Here is a 20,873-nt window from a genome sequence, read left to right on the forward strand (position 1 = left end):
AGCTCATTCCTAACCATCCGTTAACCAGTTCTTTGCTAATTCATTAACTAGGCGGTGTCAGTTGTCGGTTCACTGCACGTGAGAGACGAGACCCACTCGCGTTCACAGCCATACATTCGGAAGTCTCATCCAGGACTGCCTGTTTGGTTGACTGCTCGACCCGCCCGAGGTTCGGTACCCCGATCAGCAAAACCACTGCGGCACCAGGGATGTCGCGATACCGGGCGGTGCAGCGACGACGCTATCCTTCGTTGTCGGACACTGTTCGCTTCAGTCGGGCGCGCGGGTCGGCGACGAGCGGCGAATATGACAACAATTGCGGGGATCACGCCGACCGGGTCCTGATGAAGAAAGTGGTCGTGCTCGAGCTGGACAGTGTCACAGCCTTCGATCAGCCTGCTCGCCAAGCCTGTCGCCACGCACGTCAGCCCCGACACAATCTTCCGGGTGCTGCGGACGGCCGACTTCGCCGACACGAGGGCCTGGTTGCCGCGCTGAGCGCCGAACCGGCGCCGGCGATTTCAACCTCGTCACCGCGCTCCGGGTGCACGTGCGGGCAGCGACGGAAGGCACCCCGGCGACGTGCGAAGCCACGGATGCCGTTGCGTGGCCGCATGATTCGGGCAACGAGAACTCGTTCTCTGATCCCGCCGACCCGACAATGCTGGTTGAACGGTCGCGAATTTATGCCTGCGAATGGGTTTACCGCGACGCGTCGAGGGGTAAAGCCTTCCAGAGGATTCGCGTATCCATATCTTATGCTTACCGTGTTCTCCGTTCCATGAGCGTCCAGTAAGATCGCTGATTGTTAACCAATCGACTGAACTACTTCCCTACCGACATCGGATCCCGCGATTCCCGCGGCGAACGTCGTGATCGACGCGCGAGAGGTGGTTGGAGCATGGCTGATCTGGAGACGGCGGCATCCATTGCCCCGTTGGTTACTGGAGTCGAGCTCGCGACCGCGAGCACCCCACTGCGCCGCGCCGCTGGGCGTCTGCAGTCGGTGCTGCCGCCCGGTTGGCATGTCGAGATCGTCGACGCACCGAACCGGCCGGACAGCGACGGATCCCCCGTCCTCCGGGTGGTCATGCCGACCGGCTGATCATCCCGTCCAGCCGAGCGGCATGAGCAGCGACTTCTGCTCGCAGAACGAGTCGAGACCCTCCGGGCCGTTTTCCCGCCCGAGTCCGGAGTTCTTGTAGCCGCCGAACGGTGAACTCGGGTCGAAGGCATACCAGTTGATCGCGTAGGTGCCGGTACGCACCCGTGACGCGATCTCGGCGCCGTGCTCGATATCCGTGGTCCATACCGACCCCGCGAGGCCATAGACCGAGTCGTTGGCAATGGCGACGGCCTCGTCCTCGGTCCCGTACGGGATCACCGACAGCACCGGGCCGAAGATCTCCTCCTGGGCGATGGTGGACTTGTTGTCCACATCGGCGAAGATCGTCGGCTCGACGAACCACCCCCGGTCCAGACCTTCCGGACGACCGCCACCCAACACCAGCCGCGCGCCCTCGGCCTTGCCCTTGGCGATGTAGCCCTCGACCCGGTCGCGCTGGCGTTCGGAAACCAGCGGACCCAGCTGCACACTCGGGTCGGTCGGGTCGCCGACCTTCATCGTCTTCACGTGTTCGACCAGCGCCTCGAGGATTTCGTCATATCGACTGCGCGGGGCGAGAATGCGGGTCTGCGCCACGCAGCCCTGCCCGCTGTTCATCAAGCCGGAGAATGCGAGCACCGGAATACCGGCCGCGAGATCCATGTCCGGCAACAGGATCGCCGCGGATTTGCCACCGAGTTCGAGCGAGACGCTCTTGAGTTGTCCGGTGGCGATCGCGCCGATCTTCTTGCCGACCGCGGTGCTTCCGGTGAAGGTCACTTTGTCCACGCCGGGGTGCGAGACGAGGTATTCGGCCGCGTCGGGTTCAGCGGGCAGGACCGAGAGCACGCCTTCCGGCAGGCCGGCGTCGGCGAAGATGTCCGCGAGCAGGTTGGCCGTGATCGGCGTCAGTGGAGCAGGCTTCAGCACTACCGCGCATCCCGCGAGCAGCGCGGGCGCGAGCTTATTGGCCGCGAGGAACAGCGGAACGTTCCACGCGGTGACCGCGGCGACGACACCGCGCGGCTCGCGAGTGACCCGGGTGGTGCCGAACCCACCGACGCGGGTCTCGCGCCACGGGAACGACTTCGCCAACGCCGCATAGGCGTCCAGCACGGCGACCGAGGGGAGCTGGTTCAGCGTCATGGCCATCACTTGCGGCGTACCCACCTCCGCGACGAGGGCGGCCAGGAGATCGGCGGAGCGTTGTTCGATCAGTCGAGCGGCACGGGTGAGCACCTCGGCGCGCTCTTCCGGCGGCGTGGACGGCCACGGGCCGTGGTCGAAGGCATGACGTGCGGCGGCGACCGCGGCGTCGACATCGGCCCGACTCACCGCGGGAACGCTGCCCACCGGCTCGACTGTGGCAGGCGACAAGACCTGGACGCGCTCGGCGGTGGCTGGCGCCGTCCAGCGGCCGCCGATGAACAAACTGTCGTAGTGCATGAGAACACGTTACAGTTTTACGCTCCAGTTGTCTGTAACCTGTTCTAGTTTTTTCTCCAGGCAACGCTCTGAGCAGTGTGAATTCCGACCTCTCGGTTCGCTTTTCGCAAAACGCACTATTGCGTTCTACTGCTGGACAAGGGATGCTGTAGCTACTGATCAGCTCGCTCGATTCATGAACCGATACCGTAACTGGGGAGTCCGAGTCATGGCTGTGCAAGTGATCCGCCGATCGCTGATGACCAGCGATCAGACCGAGCATCAAGCGAAGTGCGTCGGCAGTGGGGGATGGGTGGTCTCTTTCCTACCCGGACGCACCCTGACGATCGAGCAAGCGACCGCGGCCATGCAGGCCGCCGAGGCCGTCGCCGCCGTCAGGACGCTGGCCGATCTGGTCGGGCTGACCCCGCTGGAGACCGTCGGACTCGCCATCCTGGAATCGCCGTGGAGCGAGCCGCTGCGCGCGCCCTACAACAAGCGGCGCTGGCGTAGCGGATGACTCGAGCATTAGCTCGGCTAACTTTTAGCTGCTACAACGACTAGGTTGCTCACCAGTAACTCACGCACGGCGGGAATGCGAACCAACCACCAGGCCCACCGGGGGTGATATCGGGGAAAGACCATACGTACGTCGGCGGTAGTGCGCGCCGCCCAACGCAATCCATCCGCGGCGCGCACCGCGAACAGCGAGCTGCCGAACCGGTTTTTCGGCTCTCGTCCGTGCTTGCGCCGATACCGCCGCGCGGCGTACTCGCCGCCGAGGTAGTGCCACGGTCCGGTCTCGTGCCCGCCGAACGGTCCGTGCCAGACCGTGTACGACAGCACGATCAGCCCCCCCGGTCTCGTTACTCGCACCATCTCGTCGGCCATCACCCAGGGTTGTGACACGTGTTCGGCGACGTTCGACGAGAAGCAGATGTCCACCGCCTCGTCGCGGAACGGCAGCGCCATCCCGGATCCGCGTACCGCACCCGCCACCGAGAGCCCCCCGGCATGCATCTCCGAGGGGTCCGGCTCCACCGGGATGTAGCGCGCACCCGTCCGGACGAACGCGTCCGCGAAGTAGCCCGGTCCGCCGCCGACATCGAGGATCGTGGCGCCGTCCAGCGACCGGCCGGTGAGGTCGGCGTAGAAGTCTGCGATCATCGTCGTGCTGTCGGCGGCAAGATCGCCGTAGAACAGCGCGGGATCAGTCTGCTCGAACCGGAAACTGCCGAGCAATCGGAGCGATCGGCGCAGGGTCGCCCGACGGGCGAACCGGGGCGCGTTGCCCCACGTGGGCACTGTTTCGGCTTTGAGCACGGCGCAGAGTTTCGCACAACCCCGACGGTCGGCCTTCTGGGCGGGTGCTCGGGTTAGGGTATACCGCGATATTCGACGTCCCTGCCGGACCACCTGACCGAGAGAAGCTCCACCGTGCGCGAAGTCCTCCTGCTCTGCTGGCGTGACACCGGGCACCCGCAGGGTGGCGGCAGCGAGCGGTACCTCGAGCAGGTCGGCGCACAGCTCGCGGCACGCGGGATCAAGGTCACCCTGCGCACCGCCGGCTATCCGGGAGCGCCGCGGCGGGAACGCATCGACGGCATCGACATCAGCAGGGCGGGCGGACGCTACACCGTATATCCGCGCGCGCTCGCCGCGCTCGCGCTGGGCAGGCTCGGCCTCGGTCCGATGCGCGGTGTGCGCCCCGACGCGGTCATAGACACCCAGAACGGCATCCCGTTCTTCGCCACCGCCGTCACCAAGGCGCCGTCCGTGGTGCTGGTGCACCACGGACATCGCGAGCAGTGGCCGGTGGCTGGGCGACTCGTCGGTCGAATCGGTTGGTGGATCGAGTCGCGGCTGTCGCCGCGCGTGCATCGGGGCAACCAATATCTGACCGTTTCGCTGCCTTCGGCCGAGGAGCTGGCCACGCTCGGCGTGGATCGTTCGCGTATCGCGGTGGTCCGTAATGGAGCCGAACCGGTTCCAGTCGACGCGCCCACCGGAGCCGAGGAAACGCGCACAGCCGCACCGACCGTCGTGGTGCTCTCACGCCTGGTGCCGCACAAACAGATCGAGGACGCGCTCGCCGTCGTCGCCCGGCTGCGGGACCGCGTTCCCGGGCTGCGCCTCGACGTGATCGGCGACGGCTGGTGGGCAGACAACCTGAAGGACAACGCCCACGAGCTCGACATCGCCGACGCCGTCACCTTTCACGGCCACGTCGACGAACGCCGCAAACACGAACTGCTCGCGCGTGCGTGGGTGCACGTGCTGCCCTCGCGCAAGGAGGGATGGGGACTCGCGGTGATCGAGGCCGCCCAGCACGGCGTGCCGACCATCGGCTACCGGAGTTCGCGCGGGCTCACCGATTCCATCGTCGACGGCGCGACCGGCATCCTGGTCGACGACGTCACCCAATTGGCCGATGCCGTAGGTGATCTGATCGACGATCCGGCGGCGCGCACAGTCATGGGGGAGAAGGCTCGCGCACGCGCAGGCGAGTTCTCTTGGGAGCAGACGGGAATTGGCGTCTACGAGGTCCTGTCCGCCGCAGCCGGTGGCAAGCCCATCGCGGGCTTGATCGCGCCACGTCCAGTCGACTGATTCGGCAGGAAAGCCGTTCTCATATCGGTCGCGTGTACCTCTCGGCTACGGCCTAGCCATTGCTATCCGCGCATCCGAATTACGAGGTTTGTCGGTAATGTCTCGACACACCTCGGGTGACGGCGGTTGCGCTTATTCAAGTCCGAGGATTCTCACTGCATCGAATGGAAGTCCTTCGTGCCCGACTCGCTCCACCGACGCCGTGCGTTCCTTGTCGGCCGTACGGTCTAGAGTCGGCAATTGCCGCAGCAGGTTTGAGGTCGCACCCAGCACGGATATGTGTTCGCGGTCTCAGAATTTTGTCGGGACACATTGCCACACATCGGCTTTCGTCTACCTCTGGTAGATTCCCAAACCATTACCGCTGATGGGAAGCTCGTGGACAACGAAAATCGTTTCCGTTAAGTTACCTCCCTGAAGTCGAGAGCTCAGTGGACGGCACGGAAAACAAAGGAGGTTCGTCGGTGTGGTGCGTACGGATGATTCGCACCCATGATCGGCGAAATGCTCAGCTACGGACCGACCGAGACTGCGCAGTCAGTGCATATCAGAGATAAGGGCCTACATGAATAAAGTCACCCGCGCTACCGTTATCGCCTTGACGGTTGTGAGTGCCGTGGGAGTTGGGTCCGCTACCGCGGTAGCCGAGCCCGCGATGCCGGACGGGCGCACATTGAGCACCGAGATCGTCCCGGGTGTGCAATACACCAGCAACACCCTGGACGAGTCCGTGGTCATCGAGACCGGGATGTCCACCCTCATCACCCAGGGCGGGCAGTTTCAGGTGAAGGACGCGGCCGGCACCACGGTGGCCGGCGTTGCGTCTTTCGCGGTCGAGCCGAAAGCCCTCGAGGCCGTCGAGGCTCCGGCGGAGGTGAAAGCGGCTGCGCAAGCCGCGACGCCGGATATGCATCTCGACGAGATCAGCGGTGATCCGCACACCGAGCGGTTCGACGCGGCGATACAGGCCGCTGTCAACGAGTTCCAATTGGCCACCGCGACCGGAACTCTGGCTGGTGGTGCGATCGGCGTGGCTGTCGGCTGCGGTATCGGCGCTGTGGCCGGTGGGGTCGTCGGGGCGCCCATCCTCGATGCCGCAGGCCTCACCATCATCGCAGGCTGTCTTGCCGGTGCCGGTCTGCTCGGTGGGCTGGGCGCCATCATCGGCGCCGCGGTGCTCGGCATTCCGGTGGGCATTGCCTCTGCGATCAAGTTCCAGAACACCATGAACCAGCCGTACGACGAGGAAAAGCCAGCCGGCGACAAGGAGTGAGGTTCCGACTCGGCCTCGGCCCGCCCCTACCGAAAGGCGTTGCCGGGCACGGGTCGCGCGGAAGACCGGTACGCCCCCACTCGATGACCGTAGACCCCTTCGCGTGTCGGGCGCGATGGACACACGTCGATCAGTGATGACGACAACCGGACTCCTGGTGCAGCATCGACTTCAACAATCAGTGCTTTATCAGGAGTTCGCTCGATCTCGAGCTTCACACACCCAATGCCTGGGTTGAGATGCGCGGAAGCCCGATGAAAGTTTTCACCAAGTGCCCCCGTCGCCCGTCTTCGACACGGGAATCGCCTGCCGCGCAAAAGAAACCGCCCGCGTCATCTGCCAGATGACGCGGGCGGTGCTACTTTTGGAGGAGTGTCAGCCCAGACGCTGTTTGAGCGCCTCGAACTCGTCACGCACGCCGGAAGGCAGCTTGTCGCCGACGAACTCGAACCATTCCTCGATCAGTGGGATCTCCTTGCGCCACTCGTCGGCGTTCACCACGAGCGCCTCGTCGACGTCCTCGGCGTCGACGTCGAGGCCGTCCAAGTCGAGCTGCGCGGCGGTCGGGACGTTGCCGATCGCGGTCGCCTCGGCGTCGGCCGACCCCTCGATGCGCCCGATGATCCACTCCAGCACGCGGGAGTTCTCACCGAAGCCCGGCCACAGGAACCGGCCGTCGGCGCCGCGGCGGAACCAGTTGACGTAGAAGATCTTCGGCAACTTCGCGGCGTCCGCGTTCTTGCCGACGTTGATCCAGTGGCCCAGGTAGTCACCGACGTGGTAACCCATGAACGGCAGCATGGCCATCGGGTCGCGACGCACGGTGCCGACCTTGCCCTCGGCGGCGGCGGTCTGCTCCGAGGACAACGTGGCGCCCATGAACACGCCGTGCTGCCAATCGAAGGACTCGGTCACCAGCGGGACCGTGGTCTTGCGGCGGCCGCCGAACAGGATCGCCGAGATCGGCACGCCCTGCGGGTCATCCCACTCGGGAGCCAGGATCGGGCACTGCGCCATCGGCGTGCAGTAGCGCGAATTCGGGTGGGCGGCAAGTGTTTCGGTCTCCCGGAGGTACCAGTCGTTGCCCTTCCAGTCGGTCAAGTGGTCGTGCTCGCCCTCAAGACCTTCCCACCAGACGTCGTCGTGGTCGGTCAGCGCGACGTTGGTGTAGACGGTGTTGCCCGCGTCCATCGTGGCCATGGCGTTCGGGTTGGAGCTGCGGTTGGTGCCCGGCGCGACGCCGAAGAAGCCGAACTCCGGGTTCACCGCGTAGAGGCGGCCGTCCTTACCGAAGCGCATCCAGGCGATGTCGTCGCCCAGGGTCTCCGCCCGCCAGCCCGGCACGGTCGGCTGGATCATCGCGAGGTTGGTCTTACCGCAGGCGCTCGGGAACGCGGCGGCGATGTAGTAGGCCTTGTTCTCCGGGGAGATCAGCTTGAGGATCAGCATGTGCTCGGCCAGCCAGCCCTCGTCGTGGGCCATCGCCGACGCGATCCGCAGCGAGTAACACTTCTTCCCCAGCAGTGCGTTGCCGCCGTAGCCGGAGCCGTAGCTCCAGATTTCCCGGTCCTCGGGGAAGTGGGTGATGTATTTGGTGTCGTTGCACGGCCACGGCACGTCGGGCCGGCCCTCGTCCAGCGGCGCGCCCACGGAGTGCAGCGCCTTGACGAACGGCTTGTCGGTGCCCAGCTTCTCCAGGGCGGCGGTGCCCATGCGGGTCATCACACGCATCGACACGACGACGTACTCGGAGTCGGTGATCTCGACACCCAGCTTCGGGTCCTCGGCGCCCAGCGGCCCCATACAGAACGGCACCACGTACATGGTGCGGCCCTTCATCGAGCCGCGGTACAGCTCGGTCATCGTGGCGCGCATCTCGGCCGGGTCGACCCAATTGTTGGTCGGGCCCGCATCGGCCTCGGTCTTGGAACAGATGAATGTGCGGGATTCCACCCGGGCCACGTCGGAGGGGTCGGAGAGCGCGAGGAAGGAGTTCGGCTTCTTCTTCTCGTCCAACCGCTTGAACGTCCCCGCCGCGACGAGCTGCTCGGTCAGCCGGTCCCATTCCTCGTCCGAACCATCAGCCCAGACCACTCGCTCCGGCTGAGTGAGTTCTGCGACCTCCAGTACCCAGGCGAGTAGTTCGCTGTGTTCGGTCGGCGCCTTGCCGTCGGATCCACGAAGACCAGGAATGGTCGCTGAGGTCATGAAAAACTCTCCTGAGATGGGCGGCTGTTCGATGCTTCGCCGCCTGGCCCTAGGCCCATGACCAGCGCGAACACACCGAGCGCCACCGTTGGCGGGAAGGCACCCGCTACGACCAGTCGAAAGCGCACCCAGGATGGGCGGCGTACCAGGACTTAGCGGACGCCCAAGTTCCTGATTAGAGATTAACGCGATGTGACGACCGGTACGGAATCGGGTTCCTCACTGTGCACCCAATCGCTTACTTCCTTCAACAGGCAAGATCCAGCGATCGATGATTCGGATATCGCGCTCGCATGCGGCGAGCTGTCCCGGTTGTTCGGCCGCCATCCGTCGCAGCCGGGCCTCCAGTTCGGTAACGCGGCGGTCGGTGTCGACCATTCGCGCGGTGCTTGCCTGCACCACGCGGTCGGCCAACGCGGTTTCGGTTTCCACGAGTGCGGTCGCCACCCGCTGCTCGAGCTGGGCTTTTACATTGACCAACGCGTCGGCCACCCATTGCCGGATGTGCGCTCGATCGGCCAGCTGTCCGCGTGCACGGACCACCCAGGCCGCGGCGCCGCCGCCGAGCAGCAGAGTCACCGGGACACTGGCGACGTCCAGCGCGGGCAGCAGCGACAGTGGAGCAACCAACAGGCGACCGAGGCCGACGCCGGCCGACGCGCCCAGCGCGATCATGAGGTGATCTTCGACACCTCGATGTCTCGGCTCAGGGTCCGGGCCGACACGCGGGGCCGGATCACGCCGTCGCGGCGGCACGCCGCCCTCGACGCCATCCATCCGAGCGCGTAGTTCGGCGAGACGGTGGTCGATGGTGCGGTCGACGGCGCCCGCCAGTTCGGTGACGGTCTGCTGGAGCCGGTCGGGGTAGCCGCGGAGTTCGGCGCGGCGCAGCCGTTCGAGTTCGCCGCGAGTGGTGGCGTGCAGCGCACGGACCTGCGCGCCGATGTCGGTCATCAGGTCGACCCTGGCCAGATGCAGTTGCCCGCGCAATGTTGACATCGCGGTGGCGCGTCCGCCGTCGCGCCCCGCGAGCAGCACCGCCCGCTCCTCACGCGCCCGCGCCGATTCGGCGCCGGAGCGCAGCGCGGACACCTGCTCGACCACCCGCTGACGCGTGTCGGACAGGACCCGCCCGGTGACCGCCGCGAGCCGCTCACCGCTTGCCGCATAGGCGCCGGAGGCCGCGGCGGTCAGCTCCGCATGCAGCGCACCGAGGCCGGAACGATCCAGCAATCCCGCGTCGCCCGCGGTGCGGGCCGCCACCGCGAGCCGCGCCGAGACCGGCACGATGGCCAGGTCGGCCGCACCCTGGGCGGCCAACAGCTCCAGGTTGCGCGAGCGCACGGCGCGCCAGTCCTGGTAGGCGTGGATGCCGTTCATGGCGAGCAGGATTCTCGTTCCGTCCGCGCGCAGCCTCCCGATCAGGCCGAGCATGTCCGCGCCGATGGCGGTGCCCGCGTCCAGCAGGATCAGTGCGACCGCCGACGGCACGCCGACCGAGGGCGAGGTAGTGGTCTCCACCGTCGTGCTCGCGGCCGGCAGCGGCTCGGAGAGTTCGACGCGCGGCTCGAACCGAGCCAGTTCGGTCCGCAGCAGCGTGGTGTTGGCATCAGAGGGGCCGATCACCGTGACCGTGACCGTGACCGCGGCGCCGGACCCGTGCACCGCGCGCAGCAGGGCGATGCCCTGCGGGTTCCATCGAGCCACCACCGCCTCGACCTCGGGGGACGGCGCGAACGCTGCTCGCTCGGGCGGATCGGCGGCGGGGCGGACGACTGCTTGCTCCGTCTGCTCTGTCGCAGCAGGCCGCTCGACGTCGGACTCGGCCGTCTCGCCATGGGACGTCACCGTCGGCGGCTCCGCAGGTTCAGAGTCCGGCACTGCTCATCCGTTCCCATAGTCGGACGTAGCCGTTGTGCACGCGAAGTGCCGCACGGCGGGCGGCGGGGGGCATGTCGCTGGAGACGACGGCGCGCCACCGGGCGGCGCGGGATATCGCGTCGTCGGCGTCGGAGGGCGCCGGGGACGGATAGCCCGCGGCGAGGTGTGCGACCTCGGGCCGGGCCAGACCCGCACAAAGTCCGAGCCAGAGGGCGTCGTCACCGAAGAGATAGGACTCCAGGACGTCGCGGGCGCGCTCGCCCTCGCCCGGCACCGCGCGGGCGGCGAGCCGGGCCAGGTCGTCGAGCAGTTCGCCGTCGCGCAGCGCGGATACCTGTTCGTAGCGACGCTGTAGAAGCCGGTGCAGCGCGTCGATTCCACTCGCGGCGTGCAAAATCTGCAGCAGCGCCTGCGCAGCGAGCTCCGGGTCGTGGCGCAGGGCGGCATAGGCACAGACCACGCCGTACAGGTCCCAGCGCTGCAACAACTGCTCGCGCTCCGCGAGATCCGGTCCCGGCGCGACGAACAGATCCGGCGAGAGAATCAACGACGGGTCCGCCTCGGCGGCGAGCCTGCGCAGCAGGGCGAGATCGTCGCCGGTCACCGCACCTGCCCTGGTGTGCGCGGCCAGCGACGCAACCACCGGAAGCACCGGGATACCGAGCTCCCTGCCGTACTGCTCGGCCGCGGCTACCGCGTCACCCCAACGGGCGCCGATCGCGTCGGCCTTGTTCAGCACCACGACCGTCCGCCCCGGCGGCAGCGTGGCGAGGATCCTACGGTCGGCGGGTGTTGTCGCGGCCGACACCACGTACACGACGATGTCAGCGTCGAGTACCGGATCGGGTAGCCCCGGCTCGTCCACCGGCTCGGTCTCCACCGCGGACATGAGCGCGAGCGCGTGCAGCACCGTGGTCCGTCCCGCGTGCGCGCGCCCGGTCACCTGGATGCGTGGCGGTTTACGCCAGGCGCTGACGGCCGCGGCCGCGGCATACCCGATCTGCACGTCCCGGCCCGTCCCGAAGCGCAACTCGGCGAGCAGTTTGTCCAGCTGGTCGCGTTCGGACGCTGGTACGCCGCGCTCCCGCAGCGGCCCATGAGATTCGGTGGCTGTCTGCATGCTGCACACCCCCTTTACGGGGCGTAATTCTGTCAGAAGTCGGGTCGCGGGACAGGCTCGACCGCTCAGCGGCCGCTGAAGTATTTGTTCACGGTCCGCACCGCCCAGTTCGGCGCGTATTTGGCGACGGTCGCCAGTACCTTTGCCTGCGCGCCGATCTCGTAGTGCACCTTGGGCAGCCGGCCGCGCTTGCGCGTGGCGTCCCAGATTCCGGCGGCGACATCATCCGAGGTCAGCCGCACGCCCAACGACTTCGTCGTCCCGGTCGCCACGCCATCCACCATCGCGGTCGCCACGAACAGCGGCCAGATCGCGATCACGCGGATGTCATGGCGTTCCCATTCGAGATCCAATGCCTCCGTGAGGCTTTTGACCGCGGCTTTGGTTGCGCCATAGCTCGCGAGCTCGGCCTGGCCGTAGATCGCCGACGCCGAACACAGGTTGACCACCTGCGCGCCGGGTGTGTCGCGCAGGTAGGGAAACGCGCAGTGGGTTCCGGCGAGCACACCGCCCAAGTTGACTTCGACGATCGCTCGGTGGGCGGACAGCTCGATGGACTCGAACGACCCGGCGCGCAGGATGCCCGCGTTGTTGACCAGAATGTCCAGCCGCCCGGCCTCGGCGTGGAACTCGGCCAGCCGCTGCCCCCACTGCGTGCTCTTCGTCACATCCAGCACCCCGGTGCGCACGCTGCCACCTTTGCCGGTGATGTCGGCAGCGAGCCTGGTCAAGCCCACTTCGTCGATGTCGTAAGCCCCGACGCGGTATCCGTGCGCAGCGAAAAGCAGGGCCGTGGCCCGTCCGATTCCGGCCGCGGCGCCGGTGATGAACACTGTCGGTCCGCCTATGCCGAAAATTCTAGTCCCGCGGCCTTGTACCAGGGGGTTCCCAGACCTGCCGTCGGTCATATACCCTCCTATGGTCCCGCCGTTATCAAAACGCAATGTTCGAATAACGCTTCGATCAACGCACCCTTCGAATGCAGCAACCGACTCGACGATGAGGAGGTGTCATGACCGCGAATGTCATCGGCACTGTCGATCCGGAGCCCGCTTCAGCCGCGGACCACAAGCCCCCGTTGCCGAGCCAAGATCCATTCCACCGGCCGCCGAAGGGGTTCGGGGCGAAGATGCCCGGCACCATCCTCCGCAGCAGGAAGATCGATCTGGCGCTTTTCGGCATTGTCCCGCAACAGGTCTCGGCGTGGCAGCTACTGTACCGCAGCTGCGACCTGCACGGCGCCCCAGAAGCGGCGGTCACCACGGTCCTGCTGCCGATCGGCGCCGAGCCGGACGAGGACCGTCCACTGCTGGCGTTCCAGACCGCGATCGACGCGGTCACGGAGAAGTGTTCGCCGTCGTACGCGTTGCGCCACGGCGCCGACGCGCTCGGCTCGGTCACCCAGCTCGAATGGCTGCTCGTCGCGAACGCGCTGCGCCGCGGCTGGGCGGTCACCATCGCCGACCACGAGGGCCCGCACGGAAACTTCGGAGCCCCGCGCGAGCCCGGCTACCGCACGCTCGACGGCATTCGCGCCGCCCTGCGGTTCGCCCCCCTCGGACTCGGCGCCGACACCCGCGTGGCGGTGTGGGGGTACTCCGGCGGCGGCATGGCCAGCTCGTGGGCAGTCGAGATGGCGCCGACGTACGCGCCGGAGCTCGACATCGTCGGCGCGGTGCTCGGCGCACCGGTCGGCGACCCTCGCCAGGTGTTCGACCGCCTGAACGGGACACCCTACGCGGGCCTGCCCGCCATCGTGATCGCCGCACTACGCAGGCTGTATCCGGCCCTGGCCGCGGTGATCGACAACGAGCTGACGCCGGAGGGCCACCGCTTCGTCGTCCGCGCGGAGAACGCGACACCATTGGGCGCGATCCTCGGGTTGGCCAACAAGAAGGTGGACGACTTCCTCAGCCGCCCGCTCACCGAGGTGCTCGACACGCCGCAACTGCGGGCGATGTTCGATGATCTGCGGCTCGGCAACACGACGCCCACCTGCCCGCTGCTGGTAGTGCAGCCAGTGCACGACCAAATCATCCACGCGGACGGCATCGACGGTCAGGTAGCGCGTTACCGACGCGGCGGCGCCGTGGTCACCTACGTGCGCGACCGGCTCAGCGAGCACTTCTCGCTGCTGCCGCTGTCCACTCCGATCAGTCTGGATTGGCTGGCCGAGCGTTTCGCCGGGCAACCGGTGAGCGACGACGGGGATACGACCGTATGGTCGGTCGCGGCCTCCCCTGCGGGAGTGCGCGGCCTGCTGAGCATGGCGGTGACCGCGGCCAAGGTCGCGCTGGGCCGTCCGCTGCGTGAGGAGCAGGCGCCCGCGGCACGGATCGCACCGGCGCGTGCCGCCTGACCTCCTGCTCAGCGATCCGAGCGCGACCGACTGACGCCTTGATCGCTCGATGCTGGACAATGGACGCCGTGAACGACGCCGCGAACCATACTGCCGAGTCAGTTCCGGGCCCGCCGTCCACAGCTTCGGCTCCGGCTGAAGGCGGGCCCCGACGCAAGACCGGCTCCCGCCTGTATCCACGGGTTACCAGCTTCCGGTCCCGCCGTGGCGCGCTGACCGCGACCCAGCAGCAATCCTGGGACCGGATGTGGCCGACGATCGGCCGCGAAGTCGCCGACGAGCCGTTGGACGCGTCCGCCTGGTTCGGCCGCGACGCCCCGCTGGTAATCGAAATCGGTTGTGGCACCGGCACCGCGACCGCCGCCATGGCACAGGCCGAACCGCACCTGAACCTGATCGGCATCGAGGTCTACCAGCCCGGCCTCGCCCAGCTGGTACAGCGCATCGAGCGCGAGCGGATCGAGAACATCCGGCTGCTGCGTGGCGACGCCGTCGATGTGCTGGAGAACATGATTGCCGCGAAATCGCTCACGGGCGTTCGCGTCTTCTTCCCCGACCCGTGGCCCAAGGCGCGGCACCACAAGCGGCGGCTGCTGCAGCCGGCGACGGTCGCGTTGATCGCGAATCGCCTTAAGGCCGGCGGCGTGTTGCACGTCGCCACCGACCACGCAGGCTACGCGGAGCACATCTACCAGGTCGGCATGGCAGAACCAATGCTGAGAGGACTGAACGAAACCACGGGAGGGGTCAGCGCCGAGCATCGAGCGACCGCGCCGATCGGCTTCGAACGACCGGTCACGAAATTCGAAGGCAAGGCACATCGCGCCGGCAGCGCCATCACGGAGCTCATATGGGGGAAGATCGACCGATGAGCGTCAGTGCGATGGCCCACGAAGTGGTCGATGTTGCCGGGGAGGTGCAGGGGGGCGGAGCGGAAGGGCTCGGCGGTGTGACGCCGGACGTCCGCCGGGCCCTGCTGGTGTGGGACGCCCCGAACCTCGACATGGGCCTCGGCGCCATTCTCGGCGGGCGGCCGACCGCCGCCTACCGCCCCCGTTTCGACGCGCTCGGCCGATGGCTGCTGGCCAGAACCGCCGAACTGTCGGTCGGCAGCGCGCGCCGGGTCGAGCCCGAAGCCACTGTCTTCACCAACATCGCGCCGGGCACCGCGGACGTCGTGCGGCCATGGGTGGAGGCTCTGCGCAACGTCGGCTACGCGGTCTTCGCGAAACCGAAGATCGATGAGGACTCCGATGTCGACGCCGATATGCTGGCGCATATCGCGCTACGCAGTCGCGGTGCGGGCCTGGCCGGCATCATGGTCGCCTCGGCCGACGGCCAGGCATTCCGCGAGCCGTTGGAGGAACTCGCCACCACCGGCGTGCCGGTTCAGGTACTCGGCTTCCGCGAGCACGCGAGTTGGGCCGTAACATCCGATACTCTCGAATTCATCGACCTCGAGGACATTCCGGGCGTGTTCCGTGAACCGCTGCCCCGAGTGAGCCTCGAATCACTGCCCGACGAGGGTGCTTGGCTGCAGCCGTTCCGGCCGCTGTCGGCACTGCTCACCTCTCGCCCCGCCCAAGGAGTCGCTTAGTGTTCACACGCTGGGGCGATCTGGTCTACCGGCTGCGCTTCGCCACCATCGGCGTCCTCATGGCCGGGCTCCTTGCTCTCGGTGCGTACGGCCTCGGTCTGGAAGACCACCTCAGTTCCAGCGGGTGGGATGATCCCACGTCGGAATCCGCACGTGCGGCGAAGATCAAGGACGGGGCATTCGACCGGGACCACAACTCCGACGTCATCGTGCTGTACACGGCGCCGCAGGGGAAGACCGTCGACGATCCCGAATTCAGCAGCAAGATCGTCGCCAACCTGAACAGCCTGCCGCGCGATCACCCGAACGAGATCACCAAGATCAACGGGACGTACTGGCGCACCGAAGCGGCGCCCGCGCAGACCAGCCTCTTCGGTTCGAAGGACAAGAAATACGCCTTCGCCTCGATCGCCATCAAAGGCGACAACGACACCGAGATGGTGCGCAACTACCGCAAGGTGAAGGACGTCTTCGACATCCCGGGCGTGGACGTGCAGGTTGCCGGGTTGCAGGCGGTCGCGGGCACCTTGAACGACACCATGGCCGACGATCAGAAACGGATGGAGATCCTCGCCATCCCGGCCGTGGCCGTGCTGCTGTTCTTCATCTTCGGCGGAATCGTGGCCGCCGCACTGCCGCTGATCGTCGGTGGGCTCACGGTGATCGGCGCGTGGGGCATCGTCCGTTTCATCACCGAGTTCACCGAGGTGAATTCGTTCGTTTCCCCGGTCGTCTCGATGATCGGACTCGGGCTGGCCATCGACTACGGCTTGTTCATCGTGAGCCGATTCCGGGAGGAACTCGCCGAGGGGTACGGCACCCGGGCCGCCGTGCGCAGATCGGTGATGACCGCTGGTCGAACGGTCGTGTTCTCCGCGACCATGATCGTCGCCAGCCTCGGCGGGATGCTGCTGTTCCCGCAAGGCTTTCTCAAATCGGTCGCCTACGGCGCGATCGCGACGGTCACGCTGGCGGCGCTGACCTCGATCACGGTGTTGCCCGCCATGCTCGGCGTGCTCGGCAAGCGCGTCGACATGTTGGGCTTCAGGAAGTTCCGCAAGACCAAGACCGCCGAGGAGGTGGAGAGCGGGTTCTGGGGTCGATCCACCCGCTGGGTGATGAAGCACCCGCTCAAGATCGCGATCCCGCTGTGCATCGTCTTGCTGCTGCTGATCATCCCGGTCAAGAATCTTCAGTTCGGCGGCATCAACGAGCGTTACCTGCCGCCCGACAACGCGACACGGCTGGCGCAGAAAGAATTCGACAGCGTCTTCCCGCTGCGCAAGTCCGATCCGATCGAACTGGTCTTCGTGATCGACAGCACCGACCTGACATCCGCGGTCGGTCAGGCGGTCAAGAGCGCGAGCCAGGCGCCCGGGCTCGCGGGAGAGTTCGCCTACCCGCCGAGTACGGCGCCGAACGATCGCACCATCTTCAAGACCGCGACGACGCTGACCGATTCGGAGCACGCCGATCCGACCATCGAGTTCCTACGCTCGATGGAACTGCCCGATGGCGTCACGATGCTGGTGGGCGGCCAACCGGCAATTCAGAAGGACAGTATCGACGCGCTGCTGGGCCGGATGCCGCTGATGATCGGGCTGGTGCTGCTGGTCACGACGCTGCTGATGTTCCTGACCTTCGGATCGCTGGTGCTGCCCATCAAGGCGGCGCTGATGAGCGCGCTGGGACTCGGGTCCACGCTCGGCATCCTGACCTGGATCTTCGTCGACGGTCATGCCGCTCGGCTGTTGAACTTCACGCCCCAGCCGATCATGTCGCCAGTGCTGGTGCTGATCATCTCGATCATCTACGGTCTGTCGACCGACTACGAGGTCTTCCTGATGTCGCGCATGGTCGAGGCGCGTGCCTCGGGGGCGAGCACGACCGAGGCGGTCCGGATCGGTACCGCGCAGACCGGTCGCATCATCACCGCGGCGGCACTGATCCTGCTGGTCGTCACCGGCGCGTTCGCGTTCTCCGACCTGGTGATGATGCAGTACATCGCCTACGGCATGATCGCAGCGTTGTTCATCGACGCGACGGTGCTGCGCATGCTGCTCGTTCCGGCCACGATGAAACTCCTGGGCGACGACTGCTGGTGGGCGCCTGCCTGGATGAAGAAGGTGCAGGAGAAGATCGGACTCGGCGAACCGGTTCTGGACGACGAGCGTGTCGGCGGCGGCGAGCTCGTCGACCTGGTCAAAACCACTCCGATCACCGACCCGGTGACCATGCAGATGGCCGCGGTCGCCGACCCGAACAAGGTGCCGCGTAAGCCGCGCAGGCCGCGCACCGTCGAGGAGATCGAGGCCGAGGCACCCACCCGGCGGTTGGACCGGATGCCGCCTGCGGCAGTGCCCGCACCTTCCACACCGCAGGCGCCCGCGCCCCTGGACCCGACCCGGCCGCGACCGACACCGCAAGCGAACTCCCTGCCCCCGCAGGGTGATCACCCCCGCCCGTGGACCCCACTCGGCCCGCGCTCCGCGCCGGCCGAGCACGGTGACCCACGACCGCCGTCGATGCCCGCGATTCCGCATGATCCGACGGGCCCGCGATCGAGTCCGTCCGCGGGCCTGACGTGGGAGCCGAACGTGCCACGCGGAAGTGGGCCCTCGATGCCCACCCCGGAGAACAACCCGCGCCCCATCGCGCCGTCGGTCCTGCCACCGGAACCGCGGTCGACCCCGACGATCGCGGCCGCGCCGGAACCGCAACCGCTCTCAGGCACAGCCTCAGAACCCCACCCACTCTCGAGCTTCGCCCCAGAACCGCGCCCCCATTCAGACACCGCGCCAGAACCACATCGATACTCGGGCACCACCCAAGAACCGCACCGGCACTCGGGCACCGCGCCGGAACGGCACCGGCTCTCGAGCACGACGCCGGGACCGCTCTCGGACCTGGCACAGGTTCCGACAGTCGAGTCGGGCATTGCGCACGATGGGGCGCCGCGGCGGTCCACCACGCCGCCGGAGCCTCGACCACCCGGTACCCCGGGCGACGCCACCAGTAGTCCCGCCCAGCACGCGGCCCCCGACGCCGAGCCGACCGCGGAGTCCGCTGCCGGGCCGGACAGCAACCGCAGCAGCATCGAGAACTGGATGGCCGAACTCCGCTCCTCCCGTCGCCCCATCGGCAAGCCCGACGAAGGCCGCCACCATGGCGGCGATGGACGCACGGTCAGCGTGAACGAACTGCTGCGCCGCCGCGATCGCGAGTGAACAACCATCTCCGTCGAGTGTGAGGTTCGGGCATCGGTGAGCATCGCTGTCCGTGGTCTGGGTCGTGTCAACGAGCCGCCGCATCACCTGAATCGCGGCCCGCTCCCACCTCGGCGAAGGTGCGGGCGTAGCGAGTTCCGGCCAGGAGGAGCAGGACGCCCACGATCAGGAACGCGGCGACGCGGACCAGACCGTCCAGGGTGGCCAGGTCGAAAAGGAAAAGCTTGGCCAAAGCGGCTGCGGTGACCAACAATCCGGAGCCAAGGGCGAGTCTCGTCACGGCGGGTGAGCTGGCGAGCCTGCGGAGGCCGAACAAAAGGGCGGCGGTGGCGCCTGTCATCCACAAGATCGTCGCGGCACTGTGGCCGATGAGGAATCCGTTCCGCGCGCCGGTCGCGACACCGATGGACACCGTCGTGGCGGTCACGGCGTAGAGACCGGCGGCACTCGCGGCGATCCACTGCACCCCGCTGCTCGTCGCCGTGCCGGGCAGTCGCCGCGCACACCACAGCGCCACCGCGACCACCTCGAGCGCGAGCACCGCGCCGAGCACGGTAGCCACGCCGAGGATCATCTCCGAATGCTGTTGCGAAGCAAGGATTCCCGGCCCTGCGACGTTCAGCAGCGCGAACCCGCCGAGCACGGCGAAGATCGCTCCGATTCCCGCCGCGACCCGGGACCGGTGTTGGCCGGCCACGCCGAGGAAGGCCAGCGCCACCAGGAACCAGGCGATGGGCAAGGTGTGCGGCCGGGTCGCGCCGAGGCACGCCTCGAGCACTGCGATCGAGCCCGCCACGGCGGCGACCCCGGCCGTGTGCGCCGGAATCCTCGCCTGTTCTCGAAGTTTCGGCACCATGGGCACCGCGGCGACGAGCAGCAGCACCGCGGCCGTGGCGGACGCGACGATCACCGCGCTGAGTCGCTGGTGGTACATACCCGGCGCGGTCAGCATCGGCACCGTCGCCAGTGCTGTCATCAGCGAGGCGGTGAGGTCGGTGGGAGCGCGCCGCACGACGACGATCGTCCCGGCGAGCCCGACCAGCGCGACCGCCGCTGCGGCCGTGAGCAGCCATACCCGCTCCCCCGGAGCGGGACTGTCGAGTACCGCTCCCGCGACGAACACGAACGTCGCCAGCACGGCGGGTACCGTCCGCGCCGCGTGCAGATACGGCCACTTCCGAACCATATGCACCGGCATGCAGGCCAACTGCAGCACGATCAAGAACGCGAGCAGTACCAGCCCGGTGGTCAACACCGGCGAGAGGAGCGCAGCACCGAGCACGACCAGCACCGCCAACGGCTGCGACCGCCACTGCATCGCCACCCCGACGCCGCCGGCCGCGACACCGAGAGCCACCGCAAACCCGAGCACCGGGTGCAGCCAGTGATAGATCGCAGTCACAGCGACGACATCCAGGTATGCGCCCGCGATACCGGTGGCCGCCAGGGCGATACCGCCAACCCGTCCTCCGGTCCGCCCGAACACGCGCGCACCCGCACCCACCAGCACCGCCGAGAACACCGCACCGGCAGCAACCCTCGGCACCGGCCCGAAGAATCCGGCTTGCGCGGCAAGTACCAGCAGCATCACCACACCGATCAGGGTCACCGCAACGCCGGCCACCGCCAGAATTCGACTGATCACACCGTCCCGCTGCCACCATGGGGTCCGCGGAGCGCGAGGCCCACGTGCACGCGGCGGGACGGGCGGACGCGGCGGCACGACTCCCGGCATCGGCCCGCGCGCATACGGCGACCACGAAGCACCTCCACCCCAGCCACCGCCGGGCGGCGCGGCGAAACGCGGAACGTACGCAGGCGACACGGGAATCCCCGCTCCGGCAATCGGAGCATGCCCGGGCCAAGGTGGTGGCACCGCCATCGGCCCACCGGACGGGGTCGAAACCGAGCCCCGCTCTCCCACCGGTTCCTCGAGCCCACCGGACGCAGAAGCCGCATACCCACGGGAAGCGGACGCGTCAGTCCCACCCGACGCCAGACCGCCCGCATGACCAGGAGCCTGGCCCCTCTGTACTGCAGCCGAACCCGTCGCCACCTGCTCACGCAG

Annotated in this window: 16 protein-coding genes; 9 read left to right on the plus strand and 7 right to left on the minus strand. The window is 67.4% G+C overall.

Annotated elements, in window-relative coordinates; translation table 11 throughout:
• Positions 1–375 precede the first annotated feature (375 nt).
• Both OH799_RS23275 and OH799_RS23280 read left to right on the plus strand, forming a co-directional pair.
• Positions 376–498: a hypothetical protein gene (locus tag OH799_RS23275; RefSeq protein ID WP_406267846.1), complete on the plus strand. Its 123-nt coding sequence runs from the start codon at positions 376–378 to the stop codon at positions 496–498.
• A 403-nt stretch (positions 499–901) separates the two neighbouring features.
• Positions 902–1,105 (plus strand): hypothetical protein, encoded by a 204-nt coding sequence (locus tag OH799_RS23280; RefSeq protein WP_406267848.1) that lies wholly within the window; start codon positions 902–904, stop codon positions 1,103–1,105.
• Here the strand turns inward: OH799_RS23280 and OH799_RS23285 are convergent, their stop codons facing one another.
• Entirely contained in the window at positions 1,106–2,551 is a 1,446-nt protein-coding gene (locus tag OH799_RS23285) for an aldehyde dehydrogenase (protein WP_406267851.1), read from the minus strand.
• A 208-nt stretch (positions 2,552–2,759) separates the two neighbouring features.
• Here OH799_RS23285 and OH799_RS23290 point away from each other — a divergent pair, with 208 nt between their 5' ends.
• Positions 2,760–3,050 (plus strand): hypothetical protein, encoded by a 291-nt coding sequence (locus OH799_RS23290; RefSeq protein WP_406267854.1) that lies wholly within the window; start codon positions 2,760–2,762, stop codon positions 3,048–3,050.
• A 17-nt stretch (positions 3,051–3,067) separates the two neighbouring features.
• Here the strand turns inward: OH799_RS23290 and OH799_RS23295 are convergent, their stop codons facing one another.
• Complete coding sequence (locus OH799_RS23295; RefSeq protein WP_406267857.1) at positions 3,068–3,853, minus strand: class I SAM-dependent methyltransferase; 786 nt, start codon at positions 3,851–3,853, stop codon at positions 3,068–3,070.
• Between the two features lie 114 nt (positions 3,854–3,967).
• Here OH799_RS23295 and OH799_RS23300 point away from each other — a divergent pair, with 114 nt between their 5' ends.
• Positions 3,968–5,140, plus strand: coding sequence for a glycosyltransferase family 4 protein (locus OH799_RS23300; RefSeq protein ID WP_406267860.1), 1,173 nt, complete (start codon positions 3,968–3,970; stop codon positions 5,138–5,140).
• A gap of 598 nt (positions 5,141–5,738) precedes the next feature.
• Positions 5,739–6,413 carry a hypothetical protein gene (locus tag OH799_RS23305; RefSeq protein ID WP_406267863.1) on the plus strand — a complete coding sequence of 225 codons (675 nt, stop codon included), beginning with the start codon at positions 5,739–5,741 and terminating at the stop codon, positions 6,411–6,413.
• A 375-nt stretch (positions 6,414–6,788) separates the two neighbouring features.
• On the opposite strand, the gene OH799_RS23310 is transcribed toward OH799_RS23305, so the two are convergent.
• From OH799_RS23310 to OH799_RS23325, 4 genes are all read right to left on the minus strand, one after another.
• Positions 6,789–8,621 (minus strand): phosphoenolpyruvate carboxykinase (GTP), encoded by a 1,833-nt coding sequence (locus tag OH799_RS23310; RefSeq protein WP_406267866.1) that lies wholly within the window; start codon positions 8,619–8,621, stop codon positions 6,789–6,791.
• Between the two features lie 219 nt (positions 8,622–8,840).
• Complete coding sequence (locus OH799_RS23315; protein ID WP_406267870.1) at positions 8,841–10,469, minus strand: hypothetical protein; 1,629 nt, start codon at positions 10,467–10,469, stop codon at positions 8,841–8,843.
• Positions 10,470–10,488: 19 nt separating this feature from the next.
• A complete protein-coding gene (locus OH799_RS23320; RefSeq protein ID WP_406267872.1) occupies positions 10,489–11,622 on the minus strand; it encodes a hypothetical protein in 1,134 nt (377 codons plus the stop codon).
• A gap of 65 nt (positions 11,623–11,687) precedes the next feature.
• The gene (locus OH799_RS23325) at positions 11,688–12,455 is read right to left on the minus strand and encodes an SDR family oxidoreductase (RefSeq protein WP_406267875.1); all 768 of its coding nucleotides are present in this window, start codon (positions 12,453–12,455) and stop codon (positions 11,688–11,690) included.
• Between the two features lie 179 nt (positions 12,456–12,634).
• Here OH799_RS23325 and OH799_RS23330 point away from each other — a divergent pair, with 179 nt between their 5' ends.
• The 4 genes from OH799_RS23330 to OH799_RS23345 are packed head-to-tail and all read left to right on the plus strand — an operon-like array spanning position 12,635 to position 18,805.
• A complete protein-coding gene (locus OH799_RS23330; protein WP_406267878.1) occupies positions 12,635–13,981 on the plus strand; it encodes a lipase family protein in 1,347 nt (448 codons plus the stop codon).
• A 59-nt stretch (positions 13,982–14,040) separates the two neighbouring features.
• Positions 14,041–14,853: a tRNA (guanosine(46)-N7)-methyltransferase TrmB gene (trmB, locus tag OH799_RS23335; RefSeq protein ID WP_406267881.1), complete on the plus strand. Its 813-nt coding sequence runs from the start codon at positions 14,041–14,043 to the stop codon at positions 14,851–14,853.
• Positions 14,850–15,578 carry an NYN domain-containing protein gene (locus OH799_RS23340; protein ID WP_406267884.1) on the plus strand — a complete coding sequence of 243 codons (729 nt, stop codon included), beginning with the start codon at positions 14,850–14,852 and terminating at the stop codon, positions 15,576–15,578. The genes trmB and OH799_RS23340 overlap by 4 nt, the downstream gene beginning before the upstream one ends.
• A complete protein-coding gene (locus OH799_RS23345; RefSeq protein ID WP_406267887.1) occupies positions 15,578–18,805 on the plus strand; it encodes an MMPL family transporter in 3,228 nt (1,075 codons plus the stop codon). The genes OH799_RS23340 and OH799_RS23345 overlap by 1 nt, the downstream gene beginning before the upstream one ends.
• 67 nt (positions 18,806–18,872) lie before the next feature.
• On the opposite strand, the gene OH799_RS23350 is transcribed toward OH799_RS23345, so the two are convergent.
• Positions 18,873–20,687, minus strand: coding sequence for a DUF2339 domain-containing protein (locus OH799_RS23350; protein WP_406282419.1), 1,815 nt, complete (start codon positions 20,685–20,687; stop codon positions 18,873–18,875).
• Positions 20,688–20,873: the final 186 nt, after the last annotated feature.

The organism is Nocardia sp. NBC_00881 (assembly GCF_045207455.1).
Taxonomy (GTDB): domain Bacteria; phylum Actinomycetota; class Actinomycetes; order Mycobacteriales; family Mycobacteriaceae; genus Nocardia.